Origin of the sequence: Bartonella heixiaziensis (assembly GCF_046245125.2) — a bacterium.
In the GTDB taxonomy this organism is placed as follows: domain Bacteria; phylum Pseudomonadota; class Alphaproteobacteria; order Rhizobiales; family Rhizobiaceae; genus Bartonella; species Bartonella heixiaziensis.
This window is the reverse complement of the sequence record NZ_CP176404.1, coordinates 1,611,304-1,629,557: the sequence shown is the minus strand read 5'-3', so window position 1 is coordinate 1,629,557 and position 18,254 is coordinate 1,611,304. Positions and strand designations below refer to the sequence as shown.

Here is an 18,254-nt window from a genome sequence, read left to right as displayed (position 1 = left end):
GTTTGGGGATTCATGACAACGGCGCAAATTGCTCTTATTCCAAAGCTACTTCCTGTTTTTACTGGAAAGGCCGATGTGCGTGCTGCTTGGGGAGGACGTGGGTCTGGGAAAACACGTTCTTTTGCTCTTATGTCTGCTGTGATCGGATATCGGCATGGAAAGGCTGGAGAACGCGGCATTATTCTGTGTGCACGGCAATTTCAAAATTCGCTCAATGAAAGTTCGTTGGAGGAAATTAAACGCGCAATCGAGGCTTATCCTTTCCTACAGGATTATTATGAGGTGGGTGATAAATATATTAAGTCAAAAGATGGACGTATTGTCTATGTTTTTGCTGGTCTTGATCGTAATATTGCAAGTATTAAATCAATGGGGAGGGTTTTTCTCTGCTGGGTGGATGAAGCGGAGCCTGTGACCGAAACCGCTTGGCAAACACTCATTCCAACGCTGCGTGAAGAAGGAAAAGATTGGAATGCCGAATTATGGGTAACATGGAACCCTTGTCGTGAAAATGCGCCCGTGGAAAAACGTTTCCGAAATGTCGATGATCCCAATATCAAAGGGGTGGAAATTAATTGGCGCGATAATCCTCAATTTCCTGAAAAACTCAATCGAGATCGAAAAGCGGATTTAGCACAAAGACCTGAACAGTATAATCATATTTGGGAAGGCGAATATATGCAAGCTGTTCAAGGTGCTTATTACCAAAAAGCACTATTGCAAGCTGAACAGGAGGGGCGCATTACCACTGTTCCGCGTGATCCGCTGATGCAGGTCAAAATCTTTTGGGATATCGGGGGAACAGGGGCAAGGGCTGATGCTACCGCTTTGTGGGTGGCGCAATTTGTCGGGCGTGAAATTCGCGTGCTTGATTATTATGAAGCACAAGGACAGCCTCTCTCAGAGCATGTGGGGTGGGTGTTTCAAAGGGGATATGACAAGGCATTAATGGTCTTGCCCCATGATGGCGCTACTAAAGATCGGGTTTATAATGTGAGCTTTGAAAGCGCTCTCCAGCAGGCTGGGTTTCAAACCAAAGTGATCCCCAATCAAGGGCTGGGAGCGGTTAAAATGCGCATCGAAGCCGTAAGGCGCTTGTTTCCTGCCATATGGTTTAATCGGGATACAACAGGTGCGGGGCGAAAAGCGCTTGCTTGGTACCACGAAAAACGAGACGAACAACGCAATATTGGTTTGGGTGCTGAACATGATTGGGCAAGCCATGGTGCCGATAGTTTCGGACTCATGTGTGTGGCTTATGAACAACCCAATGTGCGCCTGCAAAAAAAGACCTATCGTTCTTCTCACCATTCTCAAACTTCATGGATGGCTTTTTAATGAATATTTCTACCAATTCTTTTGATCCTTTAGAGCCGCTTGAACATCAAGCGCTCTTTAAAAAACTCGTTGGCTGGTATCAGGATGATATTGCCCATGTTGAGCAATGGCGAAAAAATGCTCAAGAAGATTATGATTTTTATAATGGGCGGCAATGGAATGAGCAAGATCTTGCCGTGTTGCGTGAACAAAATAGACCGGTTATGACCTTTAATCGTATTGCGCCTTTGATTAATGCTGTGATTGGGGCGGAGCGCAATAATAAACGACAAGTGCAATTTATTCCACGCCAAGAAGGTGCGGCTTTTGCCAATGAAATCCTCACTGGAGCGGCTGAATGGTTTCGCGATGAAGCTGATGGTGAGTATGAGGATTCTGATGCCTTTCAAGATGCCATTATTTGCGGAATGGGATGGACAGATACACGCCTTGATTATGAAGAAGATCCACAAGGAAAGCCTGTTATTGCACGATTAGACCCGATGAAAATGGTTTGGGATGCTAGTGCTGTGAAACCTAATCTTATCGATGCGCAGCGTGTGTGGTATATTGATGAAAAACCTCTGGCGGTTGCTCAGGAAATGTTTCCTCATGTCCATTGGGATGATCTTAATGCGGATTGGGTTAAAAATCATAGTGTTTTGCATCAAATGAGTAATGGTGATACGCAAAGCTATGGCGCAAATGATGATGAGGGGAGCAGTTTTCAAAGCCCTAAAATGGTTACTTTGGCTGAATGCCGCTGGTTCGAACGCGAGGTTGTTTATAAAGTCCTTGATCCGCTCACTGGAAAGTTTACCGATTATTCTGAGTCAGAGTTTCAAAGCTTATGTAAAGAGTTTCCTACCATCCAAGCAACAAGATTGACCAGAAAAATTGTCAAACGTGCCTTTTTGGGAAAAAAATTGCTCGACACTCCTGATAAGCCTTTGGTGCCACCTAATCAATTGGGGTGGGAGTGTATTACCGGTACTTTTGATAAGTTAAGCAGACAGTTTTATGGCATTGTTAAGCCAACAAAAGATCCGCAACGATGGGCGAATAAGTATTTTAGTCAAATTATGCACCTGCTCAATAGTCAGTCAAAAGGTGGGATTATGGCGGAACGTGATGCTTTTGACGATGATCGCCAAGCTGTGGAAAGTTGGGCGAGGGCTGATAGTATTACTTGGTTGAAAAGTGGTGCGGTTTCTGGAGGAAGAATCCAGCCTAAACCGGTTGCGCAATTCCCGCAAGGGTTTTTCCAATTGTTTAATGAGGCAAAGAGTGCAATCGAACAAGTGACAGGCTTGTCTTCTGAATTTGTTGGAACACGGGCGGTGAACCAACCTGGGATTTTGGAACAACAACGCCGCCAATCTTCACTCAATTTGTTGGCTTCTTTCTTTGATGGGTTACGTCGTTATCGGCAACGACAGGGAAAAATTATTCTCTATCTTATTCAAAATTATCTCTCCGATGGGCGTTTGGTGCGCATTGCGGGTGATGAAAATGCTCAGTATGTCCCCTTAACACGGGAAATGATCACCAGTTTGGAATATGATATTGTCGTCGATGATGCACCAACAAGCCTCAATGAAAAAGAGCGTACATTTGCGGTTATTATGCAATTGTTGCCTTTGATGCAGAATTTTACAACACCAGAGATTATGCTTGATCTCTTGCGCTATTCGCCTTTGCCAGCATCGCTTATCCATAAAATCGCTATCAAAGCGCAAAAACAAAGCGCGCTTGAGGAGGAGCAAAATGCTTCCCAACAAAGTGGTGTTGCTGGAGCAGAGCGTATGATGCAGTCGATTTTGCAGATGGTAAATACGCAAAGATAAACGGCTTTATTGGAAAAAATATCATCTTATTGTTCGAAAAAGAGAAGGTATACCCGTATGGATCAAGAACACTTAACGCCTGCCGAACGAAATCAATTGAATCAGGATTTTCTTTCCACGCCTCAAGCGGTGGAAAATACTGAAATTGGAGGCGGAGAAAAAGCAAAAACGCTTGAAGGAAATATCGGAGGGTATCAGCAAGGCGTATCAGACGGTGGTGCATCAGCAGGGGGAGCGCGATCACAAGAGGTTGAGGGTGTGGCAAGGGATGATGCCCCGCCAGATCCGCAAAAAGATTTTATGGGTTATATGCAATGGTTGGGAAAAACACTCCATCAGCAGGGATTGTTGCATGCCAAGCAACAGCCTACTGTCCCTGAAGCAGAACAGTTGTATTCTTTTTATCAGCATTCTGTGAGTACTGTTAAACAAAAGCATCACGACTTTGATCAAGCGGCTGATTTTATTTATGATACGCGTGCTAAACAATTGGCTGCTGTTGCTTCGCTCTATCCCGAAATGGCCGATCCAAAAGTCGTTGATGAAGTGATTGGCAATGAATTGAAGCAGATTTTGCGCGATTGTGCGCAAAAAAATCAAAACCCTGCTGAAGTGATCTACGATATTGCACAAAAAATTGGCTATACAAACGGTCAAAGTAATACTTTTGAAAATTTGCAAGAAAGGCATAATTCTGCTCGCACACTTGCTGCTTATAACGGCTTAACGCCTGGGGGGCCTATTTCTTTGGATATGCTCGACAAAATGTCGGAGGCAGAATTTAGCACGTGGGTTAACGATCCCAAAAACAAAGCTGCGTTTAACCGTTTAATGGGAGGGGGGGAGCTCTAAAATAGACATGCAGTTGAGATCCTTTCTTAAAGCAGGAAGACACGAGAGAAAACCTCTAGGGTTAAGTGTGGTGTGGAGCCCTTTGGAAGGGAATGTCTGTTGTGTGGAAACTTTCACGAGGGGGATTTGTGGGGGAGTCTCAAAGGGGGAGGCAAAAGTTATCAATAAACAGAAGTCACAATAACCAATTCACCGTCTGCAAAATGAAGAGATGTGGAGTATTAACAACCGGCGCTTTGCCGGGTTTTTTATGTCAATAATCGTTAAGAGGATAAAATGACCGTAACTTATATCGGACTCAATGACCCAATGGCTGTGCGCACATGGTCTAAATTACTAAACCAAGAAGTTTCAAAAGCAATCCCTATTGCTCCGTTGATTGGAAATGATTCCAACAGTATCGTACAATTAAAAGATGAAACCAATAAAGCAAGTGGGGATGCTATTAGCTTTGGCTTGCGCGTGCAGTTGCTCGGCGATGGGGTGAGTGAAGGACAGGCGCTTGAAGGCAATGAAGAAGCCCTGCAATTTCTCAATGACCGCTTGGCTATTAACGAGCTCGTTCACGCTGTGCGTGTCAAAAATGAAGGCACTATTGATCAGCAACGCATTCTCCATGATTTGCGTACCGAAGCCAAAAATGGCTTGGTTGATTGGTATGCTGATCGTCTTAGCATGATGTTCTTCATTCAAGTTTGTGGCTATACCGCAAAAACAATCAACTTTGAAGGACGCACGATTACCCTTAAACCCGTTCATTACGGATTTAATGCACCAACTGCACCAACCGATAAACGTGTTGTGCGCCCTAATGGAAAAACAAAAGATGAAGATTTAAAAGAAAGCGATGTTTTTGATCTCAAGCTGATCGATAAAGCTGTTGAACGCGCTAAATTGGCAAATCCAAAAATTAGACCAGTACGCGTTGAAGGCGAAAATGTCTATGTGCTTTATCTTCATCCAACACAAGTGACGCAATTGCGCACCAATACAGATGCGGGACAGTGGCTTGACATTACGAAGGCAATCTATAATGGAAGCCGTCTCAAAAACCCTCTCTATGATGGTTCTTTGGGCATGTATAATGGCGTTGTCTTGCGGGAAGCTGAACATATTACTGAAGGTGTCGAGTCAGGCACAACAGGAAAAGCTGTACCAAATGTGCGCCGTGCTGTTCTGCTTGGAGCACAAAGTGCAGTCATTGCTTTTGGCAAAGATCGTGGTGCAACGCGCTATAAATTGGTCGAAGAGCTCTTCGATTACGAACGCGAATTTGGTGTGGCGGCTAAAACCATTATCGGTATGAAAAAAACTTGCTACAATTTACCAGGAAGTACGCAAGGGGCTCAGGATTTCGGTACAATCGTGATCCCAACTTATGGAGCGCCTGCTTAAGGACGCTGCCTTAAAAACGCGGCTTGAAAGTTTGCAAAATGTTCCTCCCAACAAAACGCCCTCGTTGGGGGGAGAATTCCCTTTAGCATCCAAAGGGGCTCAGGATTTTGATATACGCATGACCTGAACTTCTGGAGCGTTTACCTAACAACGCTATTTGAAAGCTTGCAAAATATTCTCTCCCGCTAGAACATTCTATAGGTGGGAGAACTAAAATGCCTCACACGCAAAAGGATTATTACTGCTCATGACTGTTTCGCCTGCCGATTCCAATCATCAGGATTGCATAGATTTAGACCATTCTCAAACTTTTGATCATATGGTCACGCTTATTCAAGATGAAATTGACGATACAACAGCGGAATATTCCGTTCAAATTCAAGATTCCATTTTTACTGCTTTGCGTTTGTGTGAACGAGAACCTTTCTTCTTCAATGAAAAAAGAATAGTGACATTTAAAACAAAGCCAAGAAAAACATGGTATGAGCAAGAGGATGGTTTCTTTATGTATCCTGGAATGATACTCGAGTCTGTGTTTTTAGGGACATATGCACCAACGCAAAAACAATTGTTCTTTAAACCCTCTGAGGCGTTGCAAAAACAATATGGAACGCAACCTCCTTTAGAAACTCCGGTCTTTTATACCTGTTCTGAGCAAAAAATAGGACTCTTCCCAACGCCTGCAAATGTGGAGACCGTGCGTCTTTCTTATGCGCGCGCGTATTTTGGAGAGGGAATGGGTATGCAAGAGGATAATCCTTGGTTCATTCATGCATTTGACCTTATTAAAGCGCGTGCAAAATACGAGCTCTATAAAAATATTCTCAAAGATCCTGAATATGCTGCTGTTTCTTTCAATGATTTTCAAGAACAGCTTCAGGTCTTGCATGCGGAAACATCACGCCGAAAAGGCGCTTCAAATATTCTTCCTATGAAGTTTTAAAGAGCTTTTTCTCAATTGCTGCTTCATGATGTGAGTGATTGGCGTTGATGTTGCCAACAGGAATGTTGATGGCAATATGGATTGATCATCCTCTTACTAGCTGGTGGGGCTTATACCCTATAGCGCTTTGAGCTTTATCCTCCTTTTAGGGGCTTTAGCTGCTTAGGCGCTCTTGCTTTTTGAAAATAAAATAAGCCTTGGTGATTTGAAATATCGCACGGAAAAGGCACTGCAAAATATTCTTCTAATGGGGTTTTCAATGACTTTTTTTCCAGTCGCTGATTATCGGCCTGATGTTGCTGACATCAATGGGATCTTTACCGATGAGCTTGTTAATGTGTTGCCTGCTGATGGGTTTTATATCCCTATGCCAAGCTTTACCCCTTTGACAGCGCCTTGTCCTGCCCCTATTTTGGGTGCAATTGCTGTTAAAACAAAATCTGGTGTTTCCATTATTGTTGGAACAGAAAAAAAAATCTACCTTCTCAATAATATAACACTCAAGTGGGAGGATATTAGCCGAAATGGAAAATCCTATTTTGCTAATGTCGATGCCCCTTGGTCTTTCGCTTTGTTTGGTGATTATGTCATTGCTGTGAACGCGAATGATAAGCCACAAGTCATCGATATTAATCATGATAACAGATTTAGAAACTTAAAGGGAAATCCACCACAAGCTGGTATTGTGCGGGTGTGGGGCGACTTTGTCTGTCTGATGAAATTGACAGAGCATCCACGGCGCGTCCATTGGTCGGGTTTGAACGATGCTGAATTCTGGACTGTTGGACAAAAAAGTTGCGATTATCAAGATTTCCCCGATGGTGGATTCGTGCAAGGGGCAACGGAAACAACAAATCCAATCATCTTTATGCGTTCTGCTATCTATGCTGGGTCCTTTATCCCTGGCTCTAAGATTATTTTCAGTTTCCAAAAAATCCACGATAAACGTGGTGTAAAAAATGCTGACTCTATCGTTTGTCGTGGCGATTGTGCTTTCTTTTCCGATGAAGGTGGATTTTATCAGATGACCCATGAGGGGCAGATTATACCGATTGGCTTCGAAAAAATTGATCGAACGATAACGACAAAAACCAATCATAATAATTTAACCAATCTCTCTTCCGCTATCGATGGTGTTTATAATCGCGTTTATTGGATGGTTGATGATGGTGGTAAAACCCAAGAACGTACTTTGCTTATTTATGATTGGGGATTGCAAAAATGGACCAAAGCGGCTGTGAACATCAAAATGATCCTGCCGATTTTCTTAGCAGGGACTACTTTGGAAGGACTTGATCGGATTTCAGAGAGCGTTGATGGTTTGTCTTTTTCTCTCGACAGTAAGGTTTGGCAAAATGAATCGCCTGTTCTTGGAGCATTTGATCATCAGGGGAGGCTTGGTGCATTTTCTGGGCAACCGATGGCTTGTGTTGTGACCTCACAGGAAATGGGGCAGACTAATGGCATGATGACGCGGGTGAAAAATATTATGCCTCAGGTCAATAGTGGAGAGTTCTATTTGTCTGTGGGAATGCGTTTGCGTCAATCGCTTGAAGAGAAAACTGTTTGGTTGCCGGAAAAAAAACCTTCTCATAATACTGGGCAAATTCATTCTCGTGCAAGAGCGCGGTTTTATCGCTTTAAATTACGCATCCCTGAGGGGGTGAATTGGTCGCATGTGACAGGATTTGATGTTGAGTTTAAGCCTGCTGGCATGCGGTGAGCATGCCAGACTGTAATAAAGGAAGTATGCGGTGGACATGCTCAGCTGTAATAAAGGAAGCATGTGGTGAACTTATGCTCAGCTGTAGTAGAAGGGTGTGGCGAACCGTGATCGCTATAACAAAAAGCAATGTGAGTACTTTCTATACGCGCAGGTTGGCAACTTATTTAAATGTGCAAGACATCACTGTAATCTGTACAAATTTAGCGAGAGACATCTTAAAACATGAAAAAACAAGGTGAATGCTTGTGTAGATGAAAACATGGTCAGAAAAAAAACTGAAAGACATACAGAACTTACGGAAGCAGAAAAAGAAATGCTTCAAGAGATAATTATTACTTATCAAAGTGTGAAAGTTATGTCACGCCTTATGAAGTGGATAGTATTCTTTCTCTTTTTACTTATCCTTGATTTTGCACGACTCATAGATGCGATAGATAATATCTTTGCACATATGAAGCAGTGGTTCTCAAAGCATTGAAAAGCTTGTGGATTCCATTGTTCTCTCAAGGGGGAGCGCCCAAGCCAAATTGGCTGGACCAAAGTGCAGTAGGCATGTCAAAAAATCCGGTCATAGGGTTCATTGCTAGAAAGCTGAAGCAGCCAAAATCATGACACAAAAAAAAGACAGCCAAAATCTTTATTCTGCGCATCTCACAGAGAGATGGTCGTGGGAAAAAATAGCGCCCTATCAAGAGGACATAAATGCCGCTTTGCAAAAATATGCTAAGCGATTTCCCGATGATGTGTGCTTGGCAACAATTGCTGAAGAAATCGCTGCCGGACAAGCACAATTGTGGCTGATCTTAAAAAATGAAACCCAATTTAGCGCCTTCGCAATTACTAAAATTGAAATAACCAAGACGGGAAAAAAATATGTTGTCCTCTCAGATCTTGCTGGAGAGGGAGGACAGGAATTGGTCAAATTGATTGAGAAAGTCGAACAATGGGCGCGGTCAATCAATGCTGAGGAAATGCAAATGTTTGGAAGGTCTGGATGGGCTAAAATGCTTAGCCACCATGGATATTCTCGTCATCTTATTCATTATAGAAAGGCTTTGGTTCCATGAGAAAAAAAGTAACACCTCAAGTGCAAACAACAACACAGACAAATGCACCACCCGCTTGGGCGGAAGAGATCCTTAAAAAAGCCAGCTCTCAAGCACTTAATCTTTATAATAAAGGCATTGGTGGGAATGTTTATCAAGGGGAGCGCATTGCTGGGCTTGGCAATATGACAAACAATGCGCTCACAGGACTAGAAAAGGCTGCTGATCAGTATAACAATCCAGCTCTTACACAGTGGTTTAATGGTCCAACACAAAGCGCCAATAATCTCTTTAATATGGCAAAAGGAAACACAATTGGAGGCAACGTTAAATTTAATGCTGCGTTGCAAAATGCACTCAATAAAACTTCTGATGCCATTAATCAATCGATGTCGGGAGCTGGGCGCTACGGATCTGGGGCGCATACAGGGGTGCTTGCCGATGAGCTGGGGGCTTTGGCAACAAATGCGACTGCGCAGCAGTATAATCAAGATGTCAAAAATATGATGAATGCTAATCAGATGATTGATCGTTCATTGGTTGATCAGATCAATGCTGCCAACAGTTATTTTCAAGGACAAAGTAATGCGCAAAGCAATGCTTTAAAAGGTGGGATGATCCAAGATGCAAACCGCCAAAATGTCTTGGATGCGGAACGCCAAAAATGGACCGAACAAGATAATCAAGGGTGGAACCGGTTGGCACAGTTGCTGCAAATGGGAACACAAGCCGCTGGAAATTATGGGACCAAATCAGGACAGTCCACAACAATGCCTTCTATCACAAAAGATCCGTTACGTGATGCACAACAAGTGCTTGGATTGGTGGGAGGACTTTTTGGGCTTTCTGATGTGAGAGCGAAAGAAAATATTGTCCCTATGGGCCAAAAAAACGGCTATCCGCTTTATGTGTTTAATTATAAGGGAGATCCGCAACGCTATCGTGGTGTTCTTGCTCAAGAGGTGCTGCGTTTGAATCCTGATGCTGTCTATGTCAATGCAAAAACAAAACTTTTGCATGTGGATTATGACAAAATTGGCTTTCAAATGGAGAAAATTAAAACACCTAAAAAGAGAATCTTTTCTTTCTTTTCTTCTCTTTTTGCTCGTCTTCACTTTTTGCAAAAAGGATATCTTCTATGAGTTCGATTTATGATTGGTCACTTATAGCATCCGAAAATGCTTATGCCGATGAGATAATCAACTGGGCAGAAGGACAGCCACCAAGTACAGTGAATGATAGTGCTCGTGCGATGATGCAACGCATCAAAGAATATGTATTAGATAGTGGTGGGGTGGTCGAGACACGGTTTACCATCAGAGAGTATGACAATACAACATCCATTCGTTTGACCACAAAGTCTCCCATCGCATCTTATACGGACGGTATTGTTATCCGATTTAAAGCAGAAGGGGTGAATAAAGGAAAAACAACTGTGGCGTTAAACCAATTAACAGCACAGCCCGTTTATAAGATAACTACGGATGGAATAAAGCCTTTAACGGGTAGCGAAATGCAAACGGGTGGTCTTTATGAGCTGGTCTATTCTCGTGGTATTGCTGGAAAAAATCTAGATGGTTGGTTTTTAACCAATCCTACACTAAAAATCCTTGAAATTTCTCAAAGTTTTCCGACAGGCTTTATTGGCATGTTTACTATGAACCTTATACCTGAAGGTTGGCTTTGGTGTAATGGTGAAGAGTATTCGCGAGAGAAATATGAAGATCTCTTTTATGCACTTGGTATGGGGGTTATATGGGGAATGGGGGATGGGCATACAACATTTAATGTCCCCAATTTGCAAGATTCAAAGGATTCCAGTTTACATCCAAAATCACCGAAAGTTCACCTTATGAATCCTTACGCTGCTGTAATTGTTTATGCTGTAAAAACATGAAAGCTGAATCTTTTTACGGCACTGAAAAAATGTGCAAAGCGTTGTTTGAATCTGAAGTTTGTTTTTGTCAATGTAACAACAAAAGTCTTGCATGTCGATGATGACAAAATGGGCTTTCAAAGGGAGAAAAGGCTAGCCTCTAAAAAGAGATCACAGCTTTCTTTTCTTCTCTGTGTTTGATTTATGATTGGTCGTTCATTTTATCAGAAAATGCTTACGTCGATGAGGGTGTAAACTGGGTAGAAGGTAGTCTTTTGGTTGAAAGATTGAAAGACATCATTTGTGCTGATAGTTGCTCCCTTTCCGTCAATTATAAACATCCTTGATGTGGGCGTGTTCAAAAATACGCCAAACTAGCGGAGGTCGCTTGCTTTTTATTCGTATCCCAATGAGGTCATACAATGGCACTTTTTCCATTTTCTATCTCTGACATTGATGATCCTGAACGTATTCGCGTGGTTCTTTACGCGAGCGGAAGAATGGGACATGCGCCTTTGAATGCTCTGTTGAATCAAATGCGTCAAGATATCGAGCGTTTGGATAAAAAACAGAGCAAAGAAACTACACAACTGACAAAGCGTATGGATGCGTTAGAACAACAATTGAAAAGGATTTTGCAAAATCCTGAGAATGCTAAACACAAACAGGACAGTCAAAAGGGTCAAAGTGGTAAGGAAGGCGATAAATTCATCACTGCTGGCAGTGATATAAGACTTCAATCTCATGCATCTGATAGAATTATAAGTGGCGGCATAAGCCTTCATTCTGATTTATCTACTGGAATTGCAAGTGGTAATACAGGATTTGGTGTTTCTGATTTATTAATATTTCCAACTTTTGAAGAAAAAAAGACTTGAGGAGTTTTAAAAAATGCGAAAAATCTCAAAAGGGGGGTTGGCGCTCATTAAACAGTGGGAGGGGCTCCGCTTGCAAGCTTATCAAGATGCTATTGGTGTGTGGACAATTGGTTATGGGCATACTGCACAAGCAGGGGAGCCTGTTGTAGAGGAAGGAATGCAGATTACTGCTGCCCAAGCGGAAACCCTCTTACAAAAAGATCTCACACAATTTGAGCAAACGGTTGAACAGATGGTTGATCGATCTTTAACCGATGAACAATTTGCCGCTCTTGTGTCTTTTTGCTATAATGTGGGAGCAGAGGCTTTTAGAAATTCTACACTGTTAAAAAAGCTCAATAAGGGAGATTATGAGGCGATACCGGCTGAATTGCAAAAATGGACCAAGGCGGGAGGAAAACGTTTACAGGGGCTGGTCCACAGGCGGGCGGCTGAAGCAGGTTTATGGGCTAAAGGCGCTTATGTTTCTTCCAATTATCAAGAAGTAGAGCCACCTCAAAAGCCCTTTTGGCAGAATATGGAAGTTTTGGCACCAATCATTGGCTCTTTTTCAGGTTTAACGGGGATTTTAACCGGACAGGGGCCGGTACAATGGGCTTTCGCTATTGTTATGGTTTTGGCAACAATCGCCGGTATTGGGATGTCTTTCTATCGGATGAGAGAAGAATATCAGTGATTTTTTCGTCTCATTTTGGCTTGATTGTAGTCTTGGGAATTGTTGCTGCGCTTTGCAGCTTTTTTTATGGACGCTTTTTTTGAGTATAACAGAATTTTGATGTAAAGTTGTTTTGACTTTTCAAAATGGTCAGAAAATTAATGAAGACATTTTTTTCTCTTACTCCTTTTCATGTCTCTCTTGCTCTTGGGTGGGGCGCTAAACGAATGTGTCGTTGTCTTGCGTGGGATGGTTGATCCCGGTTGTTCATAAAGCGCCATAATTGGTGAAATACGAGCCATTCTTATCACGCTGGATTGTGGTGATAGAGTGCTTTTTAGAAAAAGCAACACTGTTGGGGATAGGGGAAAAAAATTAACTTAAAACACCTGTGGGGATGATTTTTTTGCCGTTCTCTCTCCTGTTGTGAGGCTATGGAGGACGCTTTGAAAGCTCTCTGCTACCAATGCTTGTTTGCGTTAATTTGCAAATGAATGGTAAAATATTTTATGGCGCGGGATGGGCAAGAGATAAATAAAACACTGAACTTGCTTATTATGCCTATGAAGAGCACCGTATGAGCGGCGCAACAGTGCGAACCGACCAAGGAACGCCAATTCTAAATCAGAGTAAAACCTAGAGCAAATCTTCTTATTCTTTTTGTAGATTCAGACCTTAATAAAGGTTGCTCTTATTTGTTTGCTTTGTTGATCTAAAAGAAAAATTCATAGGAGATTATATGAATAATAAATTTAAAAAAATATTATACGCACTTTCATTATTTCTGATAAGTTCACCAAGCTATGCTGTTGTTGCTGGTGGGATTGTAGCTATTAATCACACATGGCCTGCTTATTCAGAATTTGATAAATTAACGTTTTTCCAAAAAATAAATAACGATGGTGGACCAAAGTCCAGATATTATTGGGCAAATCAGTTTTATTTCCAGCAAGGACATGTTGGATATATTGGGTTGCAAAATAATGGCAATGGTGTTCATAGCTTTAATTTTTCTATCTGGGATACAAAAAAATGGAAAAGTGGTCCTTGTCATCTTTTCAGCCATGAAGGATCTGGGGTGCAATGTCATATTAAGGTACCATGGAAAATTGGGCATCAATATAAGATAGATGTTTCTAAAAAAGGAAATCTGGTTACGGGCACTGTGACAGATCTGCTTAATGGGAAAACAACGATCGTTGGGGTTATTGAAGTTCCAAATACCTTTGGTAAACTCTATGCATCTTTAGGTTTTGTTGAAGAATATTCCCAAGGTGCGGACGAGCTTTCATCTTGTTTTGCGATGGGTCCACAAAGTTCAATCTTTTCGAATCCGATAGGGGACGGGAAAGTTAAAGCAACACAAAGCACTTATAGCTATGGAAATTGCAATGATCATCGTCTTGTCCAAACTACATGTAATGATGAAGCTTGCACCAATACTATAAATCTTGATGGGATTGCACCATCCAACACATTTGAAGTTCCTCTCATCAATGGGAGAGATATAAGAGTGCAGACACTTTCTAACGCATTGAAAAAAGAAGATCTGGTTGCTATTCATTCCTACGATGGTCATTGGGCTCAAAATATCTTTTTTCCAAAACCTGGTGCGTTTAAGTGGAAATCAATTTTTGTCGATCATGGAGCGAGTTACAATTCGTCTATTCATGTCAATAATGGCGTGACGACAATAAAAAAGGGGCAGAGTTTAATGTACCAGTCTGATGGTAAAAGTTGGAAAATTATAACCACACGTTAAGAGATTTATCATGCTTGTATTAGCGCATTGATGCGTTATCGTTTATGCGCCAATAGAGAGTGAATGCATCACCATTTGCTGCATTTTTTCTGGAAGTTTTCTTGGCTTGTTGTTTAAGCGAAAGCTATGACTGATTTAAATTGTTCAGTTTAAGCTCATTTCTCTTTTACTTTTTTGTTCGTTTTTCTAAAGTTTATACTTTTGGATGAAAAGCTAAAAGTAAGACACGAAGAACAGTGTATATTCGAGTTGAACGGTGATTTAACCCCTGTAAAATACAATATTGTGGAAGTGTTTTTCGCAAAGAAGATTTGGGGTTATTTCATTTGATTTTAAATCCCGTTTTTTGATTTCACGCTTAGATGTATGATGGGCGAGCCTTCTCACCTTCATTCCTTTGTGAATTCTCTCACCTAAAGAAGCCTTTCTTACGCTTGTGAACAGGATACGTTCACTTGTCGCATTTTCATATCATTTTCAAAACCAATCAAATATAAGAAGGAGTACCCTTATGATGAAAAAAATAATTTTGATATTTTTAGCCTTGAGCATTACTGGACCGGCATCAGCACGACTGTGGAGTTTTGCAGATGACTGTCAAGAAAGCGGAGGAACATTGGTGCAATCAGGAAGTATCAATAATATTTCTATAATCCCCTATAAAAACGCAGACGGAACCAATATTCTCTCTGTTTTGGAAGTCAAGCTGATAGAAAATGTACATTTTTTGGCAAAAGTTTTTTATATTGAAAAACCTGAGCTTGTGGATTTGGCCTACAAAGCTTATAGCACATCACAGTTGGTTGATGTTTGTTATAAACCTGTAATTGGATATAGCCATTCATATTTTATTCTTCAGGGGTTGAGAATGCGTCACAATTAAGCGCGTTCATGTATTTATTGTGACTTTGTTGGGTTTCATTTTAAAAACGGAAAATATTTTACACCAAAACTCTTTATTTACGGCAATTTTCTTATGTGTTGATTTTATTCTGAGCATGGTTGTTTATCTTGTCCAGAATTTATGGAAATAGAGCGCTGCACGAGTTTTGCTTTTTTCTCTTAACCAGAGTGGTTGTCTGTCCAATCTTGGTTTGCGTTTAGACAGCGGCTTGATGCCAAAATGCAAAAGTGTAAGGTATTTTTCTGAGCGGTGAGCTACAAATATTTATCGCTGTTTTCTTTTCGAAAAAGTCAACGAACCACAAGAAAATTTGAATATTTCGAATACAATTACAATAATAATACAAAAGCACGACAATAATACAAAAAATATTAATGCATCCACTCTTTTGTTATGTGAGTGCATCATCGTGAAGGCTTTAGGTGCTGTCTTTGTTGCGGTTGTTCCCGTGATTTTTTTAAAGGGGACTCATCCTAGGATGGGGTTTTACCCATAGATTCTATGATGTGAATTGGGTGAACCGTTTTGTTGTGGGGATACACTAGACAGTCCCAGCTTTATTTCAGACTGGAGCGCATAAAACCCTCCTCTTAAAGGGGAAAGAAAATCAAAAAAATATTCGTTCAATTGCATTGTTATGCATCTGATGTCCATTCCGCAATAAATTTTTTAAAGGTGAATTATGAAGACTTTTTTAAAGACAACATTCTTGATTATGGCTGCAACCGTTTTAACAACAGGACTTTCTCACGCTAAGTATCGTACAGAAACAGCTTATGTCAATTGGGTTAAAGCCGATAGTGCAGGGGCAACCTGTACCCTCCAGTTTAGATATGACATCATTCCTGATAAAGGTGAGGTCAAACAAGGGGAATGGAATTGTGACACTATGGCTGGAAAAAATATTCTGGATTTAGCTAAAACCGCGGTCATTTTGAATAGAAAAGTAGAATTGACTTATAATGATGACGATAGCAAAGCAGCTACAAAGCCACTAAACGCTATCGTTTTAAAATAAAAACAACGGGGGTTTTTATATCCTCATGCTATCACAGCCCTGTAATCTTTTCACAAGATTACAGGGTTAAATGTATCATTCTACGGTAAAGGAATAAAGAATGATTAAAAGAATATTCTCAATAATCTTCCTGATAATTTTATTCCCTCTCTTTTCATCTGTTCACCCGACATATGCTGATCCTCCTACTGTCGTCTATCGTTTAGATGGGCGCGCTCCAACGGATATATTTTTCAACGGAGGTTTTGCCTCTTGGGGTGGGGAACATGGTGTGTATGACATTCTTTTTCATGTAAGTGGAGCCTCAGTTGAGGCACAGGTTTCAGCATATGTGTCTACAACTTCTAGTATGGATGCACTCTACAGAATGGCGCATCAACAGCTGGTGGCTAATCCTCATATAAATTACTGGGTTTATGAAATTACTCCAGGATTAAATTTTTATCATATTCCATCTTCATTGCTGGTCACAGCTTTACAAGCTGATAATATGATTCAAGCCAATAATGTCTTGAGTCTCTATAATATGTTTGCATGGCAGGAAGAATGGGCAGCGGCGGATTTAATCCCTACAGAATCAATACGTTTAGCAAGAAGCGTTACGTTACAAGAGGGGCAGGTTGTTTTCGGACCACCGAATGAGAATCCTCATTTTATTGCTTCTGCTCCGCAAACAAATCCAAATCATCTTACTTCAAACCATTATGGTTTTTTAGAGGCCTATTATAATGATGGTGAAGATCCAATTACTGCAATGGCATCGTCGTTTTTTATAGGATCATGTGAGGGATCACCTTCATCCAGTAGCCATATGATGAAGCGTTCATTAACGCGTGATTTAAAATATTCTCATAATGCATCATGCGCGCAATACAAACATTCTGCTGAAGATGTTCTGTATAAAACTAGGCTTGTCTATGAGGCCATTTTATGAGGCTATTTTACTTTCTTTGAAGGAAAGTTTTGGCCAATGTCTTGTGACCTTGGTGGAGCCAACCTCTTTGAGGCTACCAATCAATAAAAAATTTCTCCCAAAATAATTCAATTTTGCAATGGCATCTGTTGGAATGGCGATTGTTGTTTGTATATTTTGGGAGGAACAAGGGCTTATTAAAGCGCATCTTTTTTTATCTTTATGATGATTTTGAGAGCTATAGAGGATGATGTCAATAATATTAATGCTGTTTAGGGTCTGTACAGGTTTGAATAAAGAACATGAGGCTAAGCTGAGCAGCATAACCATAAACCAGATGATGTTCAGCTTGATTAATGAAAGGACTCTTTGAACATTTGCGTTGGCATATTCGTTCTTTAAGCCTGTCTTTGCCACAAAAAGGATCTGTACGCTGTCCCATAGCTTTTCGTTGTTTTTTTGCGGAAGCCATTCTTTGATATGTTTTTTCTTGAAGCGTTGAAAATGCATAAGCTAAAGTGGATAAATCACCATAATTCCCTTCAATTTTTTCAGGTTTGTAGCCAGCTTTGCTAGCTCATTTTAATTTTCTTTATGACTTTCAAAAGTGGCTAGAGTCCTATTTTTAAAGAATGAAGATTACGCATTGTCTCACGCTTTCTTTTGTTTATCGCGCTTTCTCATGAGGGGAAGGATTCTCACGCAACATAGAAAGTTCTAGTGTTATCCATTCACATACTTGCTTTCAAAAAATATCTCTCAACGCTTTCAAGCTCATTTCACAACGCCGTTCGTAAAGGGTATAACTCAAAATCTATTTTGCACTACCCTTTTTCACGTTTATGAAGGTAAAAGCCTCTGCCATCATTCTATTTGCCAGCTGCCTTTGGGTAGCTGGCTGTTTTTGCATTCAGACGGTTTATAAGAGGTGTATTTATGCCTTTCTTAAACGATTTTTTCCACATCCACACAGAGGTTCCCCTTTTGAGGATTCCCCTTGTGAGGTGCAAGCGAATAGTTTTGTTTGATTTATCATGAACAGATTTTAAAGAAAAAATCTTACGATATTCGGGGCTCTCATTCACAATGCAAAACGATGCATTATTTGATAATGACTTGATT

General features: G+C 40.9%; 18 protein-coding genes. 16 read left to right on the top strand and 2 right to left on the bottom strand.

What is annotated here, in order from left to right:
• The first annotated feature begins 12 nt into the window (after positions 1 to 12).
• The 14 genes from ACKC4Y_RS07070 (at position 13) to ACKC4Y_RS07005 (ending at position 15,180) form a co-directional block, all read left to right on the top strand.
• A complete protein-coding gene (locus ACKC4Y_RS07070; RefSeq protein ID WP_409362164.1) occupies positions 13 to 1,338 on the top strand; it encodes a PBSX family phage terminase large subunit in 1,326 nt (441 codons plus the stop codon).
• Complete coding sequence (locus tag ACKC4Y_RS07065; protein WP_409361061.1) at positions 1,338 to 3,164, top strand: portal protein; 1,827 nt, start codon at positions 1,338 to 1,340, stop codon at positions 3,162 to 3,164. Before ACKC4Y_RS07070 ends, ACKC4Y_RS07065 begins: the two co-directional genes overlap by 1 nt.
• Before the next feature lie 57 nt (positions 3,165 to 3,221).
• Positions 3,222 to 4,016, top strand: a complete 795-nt coding sequence (locus ACKC4Y_RS07060; RefSeq protein WP_409361060.1) for a hypothetical protein — start codon at positions 3,222 to 3,224, stop codon at positions 4,014 to 4,016.
• A gap of 276 nt (positions 4,017 to 4,292) precedes the next feature.
• Positions 4,293 to 5,411: a N4-gp56 family major capsid protein gene (locus ACKC4Y_RS07055; RefSeq protein ID WP_409361059.1), complete on the top strand. Its 1,119-nt coding sequence runs from the start codon at positions 4,293 to 4,295 to the stop codon at positions 5,409 to 5,411.
• Positions 5,412 to 5,658: 247 nt separating this feature from the next.
• A complete protein-coding gene (locus ACKC4Y_RS07050) occupies positions 5,659 to 6,354 on the top strand; it encodes a hypothetical protein (protein WP_409361058.1) in 696 nt (231 codons plus the stop codon).
• Positions 6,355 to 6,613: 259 nt separating this feature from the next.
• The gene (locus ACKC4Y_RS07045) at positions 6,614 to 8,077 is read left to right on the top strand and encodes a hypothetical protein (RefSeq protein WP_409361057.1); all 1,464 of its coding nucleotides are present in this window, start codon (positions 6,614 to 6,616) and stop codon (positions 8,075 to 8,077) included.
• Positions 8,078 to 8,339: 262 nt separating this feature from the next.
• A complete protein-coding gene (locus ACKC4Y_RS07040; protein WP_409362163.1) occupies positions 8,340 to 8,558 on the top strand; it encodes a hypothetical protein in 219 nt (72 codons plus the stop codon).
• Positions 8,559 to 8,688: 130 nt separating this feature from the next.
• On the top strand, positions 8,689 to 9,147 hold the full coding sequence (locus ACKC4Y_RS07035; RefSeq protein ID WP_409361056.1) for a hypothetical protein: 459 nt from the start codon (positions 8,689 to 8,691) through the stop codon (positions 9,145 to 9,147).
• Positions 9,144 to 10,268 (top strand): tail fiber domain-containing protein, encoded by a 1,125-nt coding sequence (locus ACKC4Y_RS07030; protein WP_409361055.1) that lies wholly within the window; start codon positions 9,144 to 9,146, stop codon positions 10,266 to 10,268. Before ACKC4Y_RS07035 ends, ACKC4Y_RS07030 begins: the two co-directional genes overlap by 4 nt.
• Complete coding sequence (locus ACKC4Y_RS07025) at positions 10,265 to 11,023, top strand: tail fiber protein (RefSeq protein ID WP_409361054.1); 759 nt, start codon at positions 10,265 to 10,267, stop codon at positions 11,021 to 11,023. Before ACKC4Y_RS07030 ends, ACKC4Y_RS07025 begins: the two co-directional genes overlap by 4 nt.
• A gap of 401 nt (positions 11,024 to 11,424) precedes the next feature.
• Positions 11,425 to 11,880: a hypothetical protein gene (locus tag ACKC4Y_RS07020; protein ID WP_409361053.1), complete on the top strand. Its 456-nt coding sequence runs from the start codon at positions 11,425 to 11,427 to the stop codon at positions 11,878 to 11,880.
• A gap of 13 nt (positions 11,881 to 11,893) precedes the next feature.
• Positions 11,894 to 12,556, top strand: coding sequence for a lysozyme (locus ACKC4Y_RS07015; RefSeq protein WP_409361052.1), 663 nt, complete (start codon positions 11,894 to 11,896; stop codon positions 12,554 to 12,556).
• 718 nt (positions 12,557 to 13,274) lie between these two features.
• Positions 13,275 to 14,297 (top strand): DUF3472 domain-containing protein, encoded by a 1,023-nt coding sequence (locus ACKC4Y_RS07010; protein ID WP_409361051.1) that lies wholly within the window; start codon positions 13,275 to 13,277, stop codon positions 14,295 to 14,297.
• A gap of 511 nt (positions 14,298 to 14,808) precedes the next feature.
• Positions 14,809 to 15,180 (top strand): hypothetical protein, encoded by a 372-nt coding sequence (locus ACKC4Y_RS07005; RefSeq protein WP_409361050.1) that lies wholly within the window; start codon positions 14,809 to 14,811, stop codon positions 15,178 to 15,180.
• A gap of 285 nt (positions 15,181 to 15,465) precedes the next feature.
• Here the strand turns inward: ACKC4Y_RS07005 and ACKC4Y_RS07000 are convergent, their stop codons facing one another.
• Positions 15,466 to 15,609: a hypothetical protein gene (locus ACKC4Y_RS07000; protein ID WP_409361049.1), complete on the bottom strand. Its 144-nt coding sequence runs from the start codon at positions 15,607 to 15,609 to the stop codon at positions 15,466 to 15,468.
• A gap of 274 nt (positions 15,610 to 15,883) precedes the next feature.
• On the opposite strand from ACKC4Y_RS07000, the gene ACKC4Y_RS06995 reads away from it, so the two are divergent.
• Positions 15,884 to 16,219 (top strand): hypothetical protein, encoded by a 336-nt coding sequence (locus ACKC4Y_RS06995; RefSeq protein ID WP_409361048.1) that lies wholly within the window; start codon positions 15,884 to 15,886, stop codon positions 16,217 to 16,219.
• Between the two features lie 100 nt (positions 16,220 to 16,319).
• Positions 16,320 to 17,153 (top strand): hypothetical protein, encoded by an 834-nt coding sequence (locus tag ACKC4Y_RS06990; RefSeq protein ID WP_409361047.1) that lies wholly within the window; start codon positions 16,320 to 16,322, stop codon positions 17,151 to 17,153.
• Here the strand turns inward: ACKC4Y_RS06990 and ACKC4Y_RS06985 are convergent.
• Positions 17,148 to 17,642: a hypothetical protein gene (locus ACKC4Y_RS06985; protein WP_447582412.1), complete on the bottom strand. Its 495-nt coding sequence runs from the start codon at positions 17,640 to 17,642 to the stop codon at positions 17,148 to 17,150. The two genes, ACKC4Y_RS06990 and ACKC4Y_RS06985, sit on opposite strands and share 6 nt — an antisense overlap.
• Positions 17,643 to 18,254 lie beyond the last annotated feature (612 nt).

Excerpts from the sequence above, each read along its gene's own strand:
- ACKC4Y_RS06990 (WP_409361047.1), top strand. The coding sequence starts at position 16,320 with ATGATTAAAAGAATATTCTCAATAATCTTCCTGATAATTTTATTCCCT.
- ACKC4Y_RS07055 (WP_409361059.1), top strand. The coding sequence starts at position 4,293 with ATGACCGTAACTTATATCGGACTCAATGACCCAATGGCTGTGCGCACA.
- ACKC4Y_RS07050 (WP_409361058.1), top strand. The coding sequence starts at position 5,659 with ATGACTGTTTCGCCTGCCGATTCCAATCATCAGGATTGCATAGATTTA.
- ACKC4Y_RS07035 (WP_409361056.1), top strand. The coding sequence starts at position 8,689 with ATGACACAAAAAAAAGACAGCCAAAATCTTTATTCTGCGCATCTCACA.
- ACKC4Y_RS07040 (WP_409362163.1), top strand. The coding sequence starts at position 8,340 with ATGGTCAGAAAAAAAACTGAAAGACATACAGAACTTACGGAAGCAGAA.
- ACKC4Y_RS07015 (WP_409361052.1), top strand. The coding sequence starts at position 11,894 with ATGCGAAAAATCTCAAAAGGGGGGTTGGCGCTCATTAAACAGTGGGAG.
- ACKC4Y_RS07010 (WP_409361051.1), top strand. The coding sequence starts at position 13,275 with ATGAATAATAAATTTAAAAAAATATTATACGCACTTTCATTATTTCTG.
- ACKC4Y_RS07025 (WP_409361054.1), top strand. The coding sequence starts at position 10,265 with ATGAGTTCGATTTATGATTGGTCACTTATAGCATCCGAAAATGCTTAT.
- ACKC4Y_RS07020 (WP_409361053.1), top strand. The coding sequence starts at position 11,425 with ATGGCACTTTTTCCATTTTCTATCTCTGACATTGATGATCCTGAACGT.
- ACKC4Y_RS07070 (WP_409362164.1), top strand. The coding sequence starts at position 13 with ATGACAACGGCGCAAATTGCTCTTATTCCAAAGCTACTTCCTGTTTTT.
- ACKC4Y_RS07045 (WP_409361057.1), top strand. The coding sequence starts at position 6,614 with ATGACTTTTTTTCCAGTCGCTGATTATCGGCCTGATGTTGCTGACATC.
- ACKC4Y_RS07000 (WP_409361049.1), bottom strand. The coding sequence starts at position 15,609 with ATGATGCACTCACATAACAAAAGAGTGGATGCATTAATATTTTTTGTA.
- ACKC4Y_RS07065 (WP_409361061.1), top strand. The coding sequence starts at position 1,338 with ATGAATATTTCTACCAATTCTTTTGATCCTTTAGAGCCGCTTGAACAT.
- ACKC4Y_RS06985 (WP_447582412.1), bottom strand. The coding sequence starts at position 17,642 with ATGCATTTTCAACGCTTCAAGAAAAAACATATCAAAGAATGGCTTCCG.
- ACKC4Y_RS07005 (WP_409361050.1), top strand. The coding sequence starts at position 14,809 with ATGATGAAAAAAATAATTTTGATATTTTTAGCCTTGAGCATTACTGGA.
- ACKC4Y_RS07030 (WP_409361055.1), top strand. The coding sequence starts at position 9,144 with ATGAGAAAAAAAGTAACACCTCAAGTGCAAACAACAACACAGACAAAT.
- ACKC4Y_RS07060 (WP_409361060.1), top strand. The coding sequence starts at position 3,222 with ATGGATCAAGAACACTTAACGCCTGCCGAACGAAATCAATTGAATCAG.
- ACKC4Y_RS06995 (WP_409361048.1), top strand. The coding sequence starts at position 15,884 with ATGAAGACTTTTTTAAAGACAACATTCTTGATTATGGCTGCAACCGTT.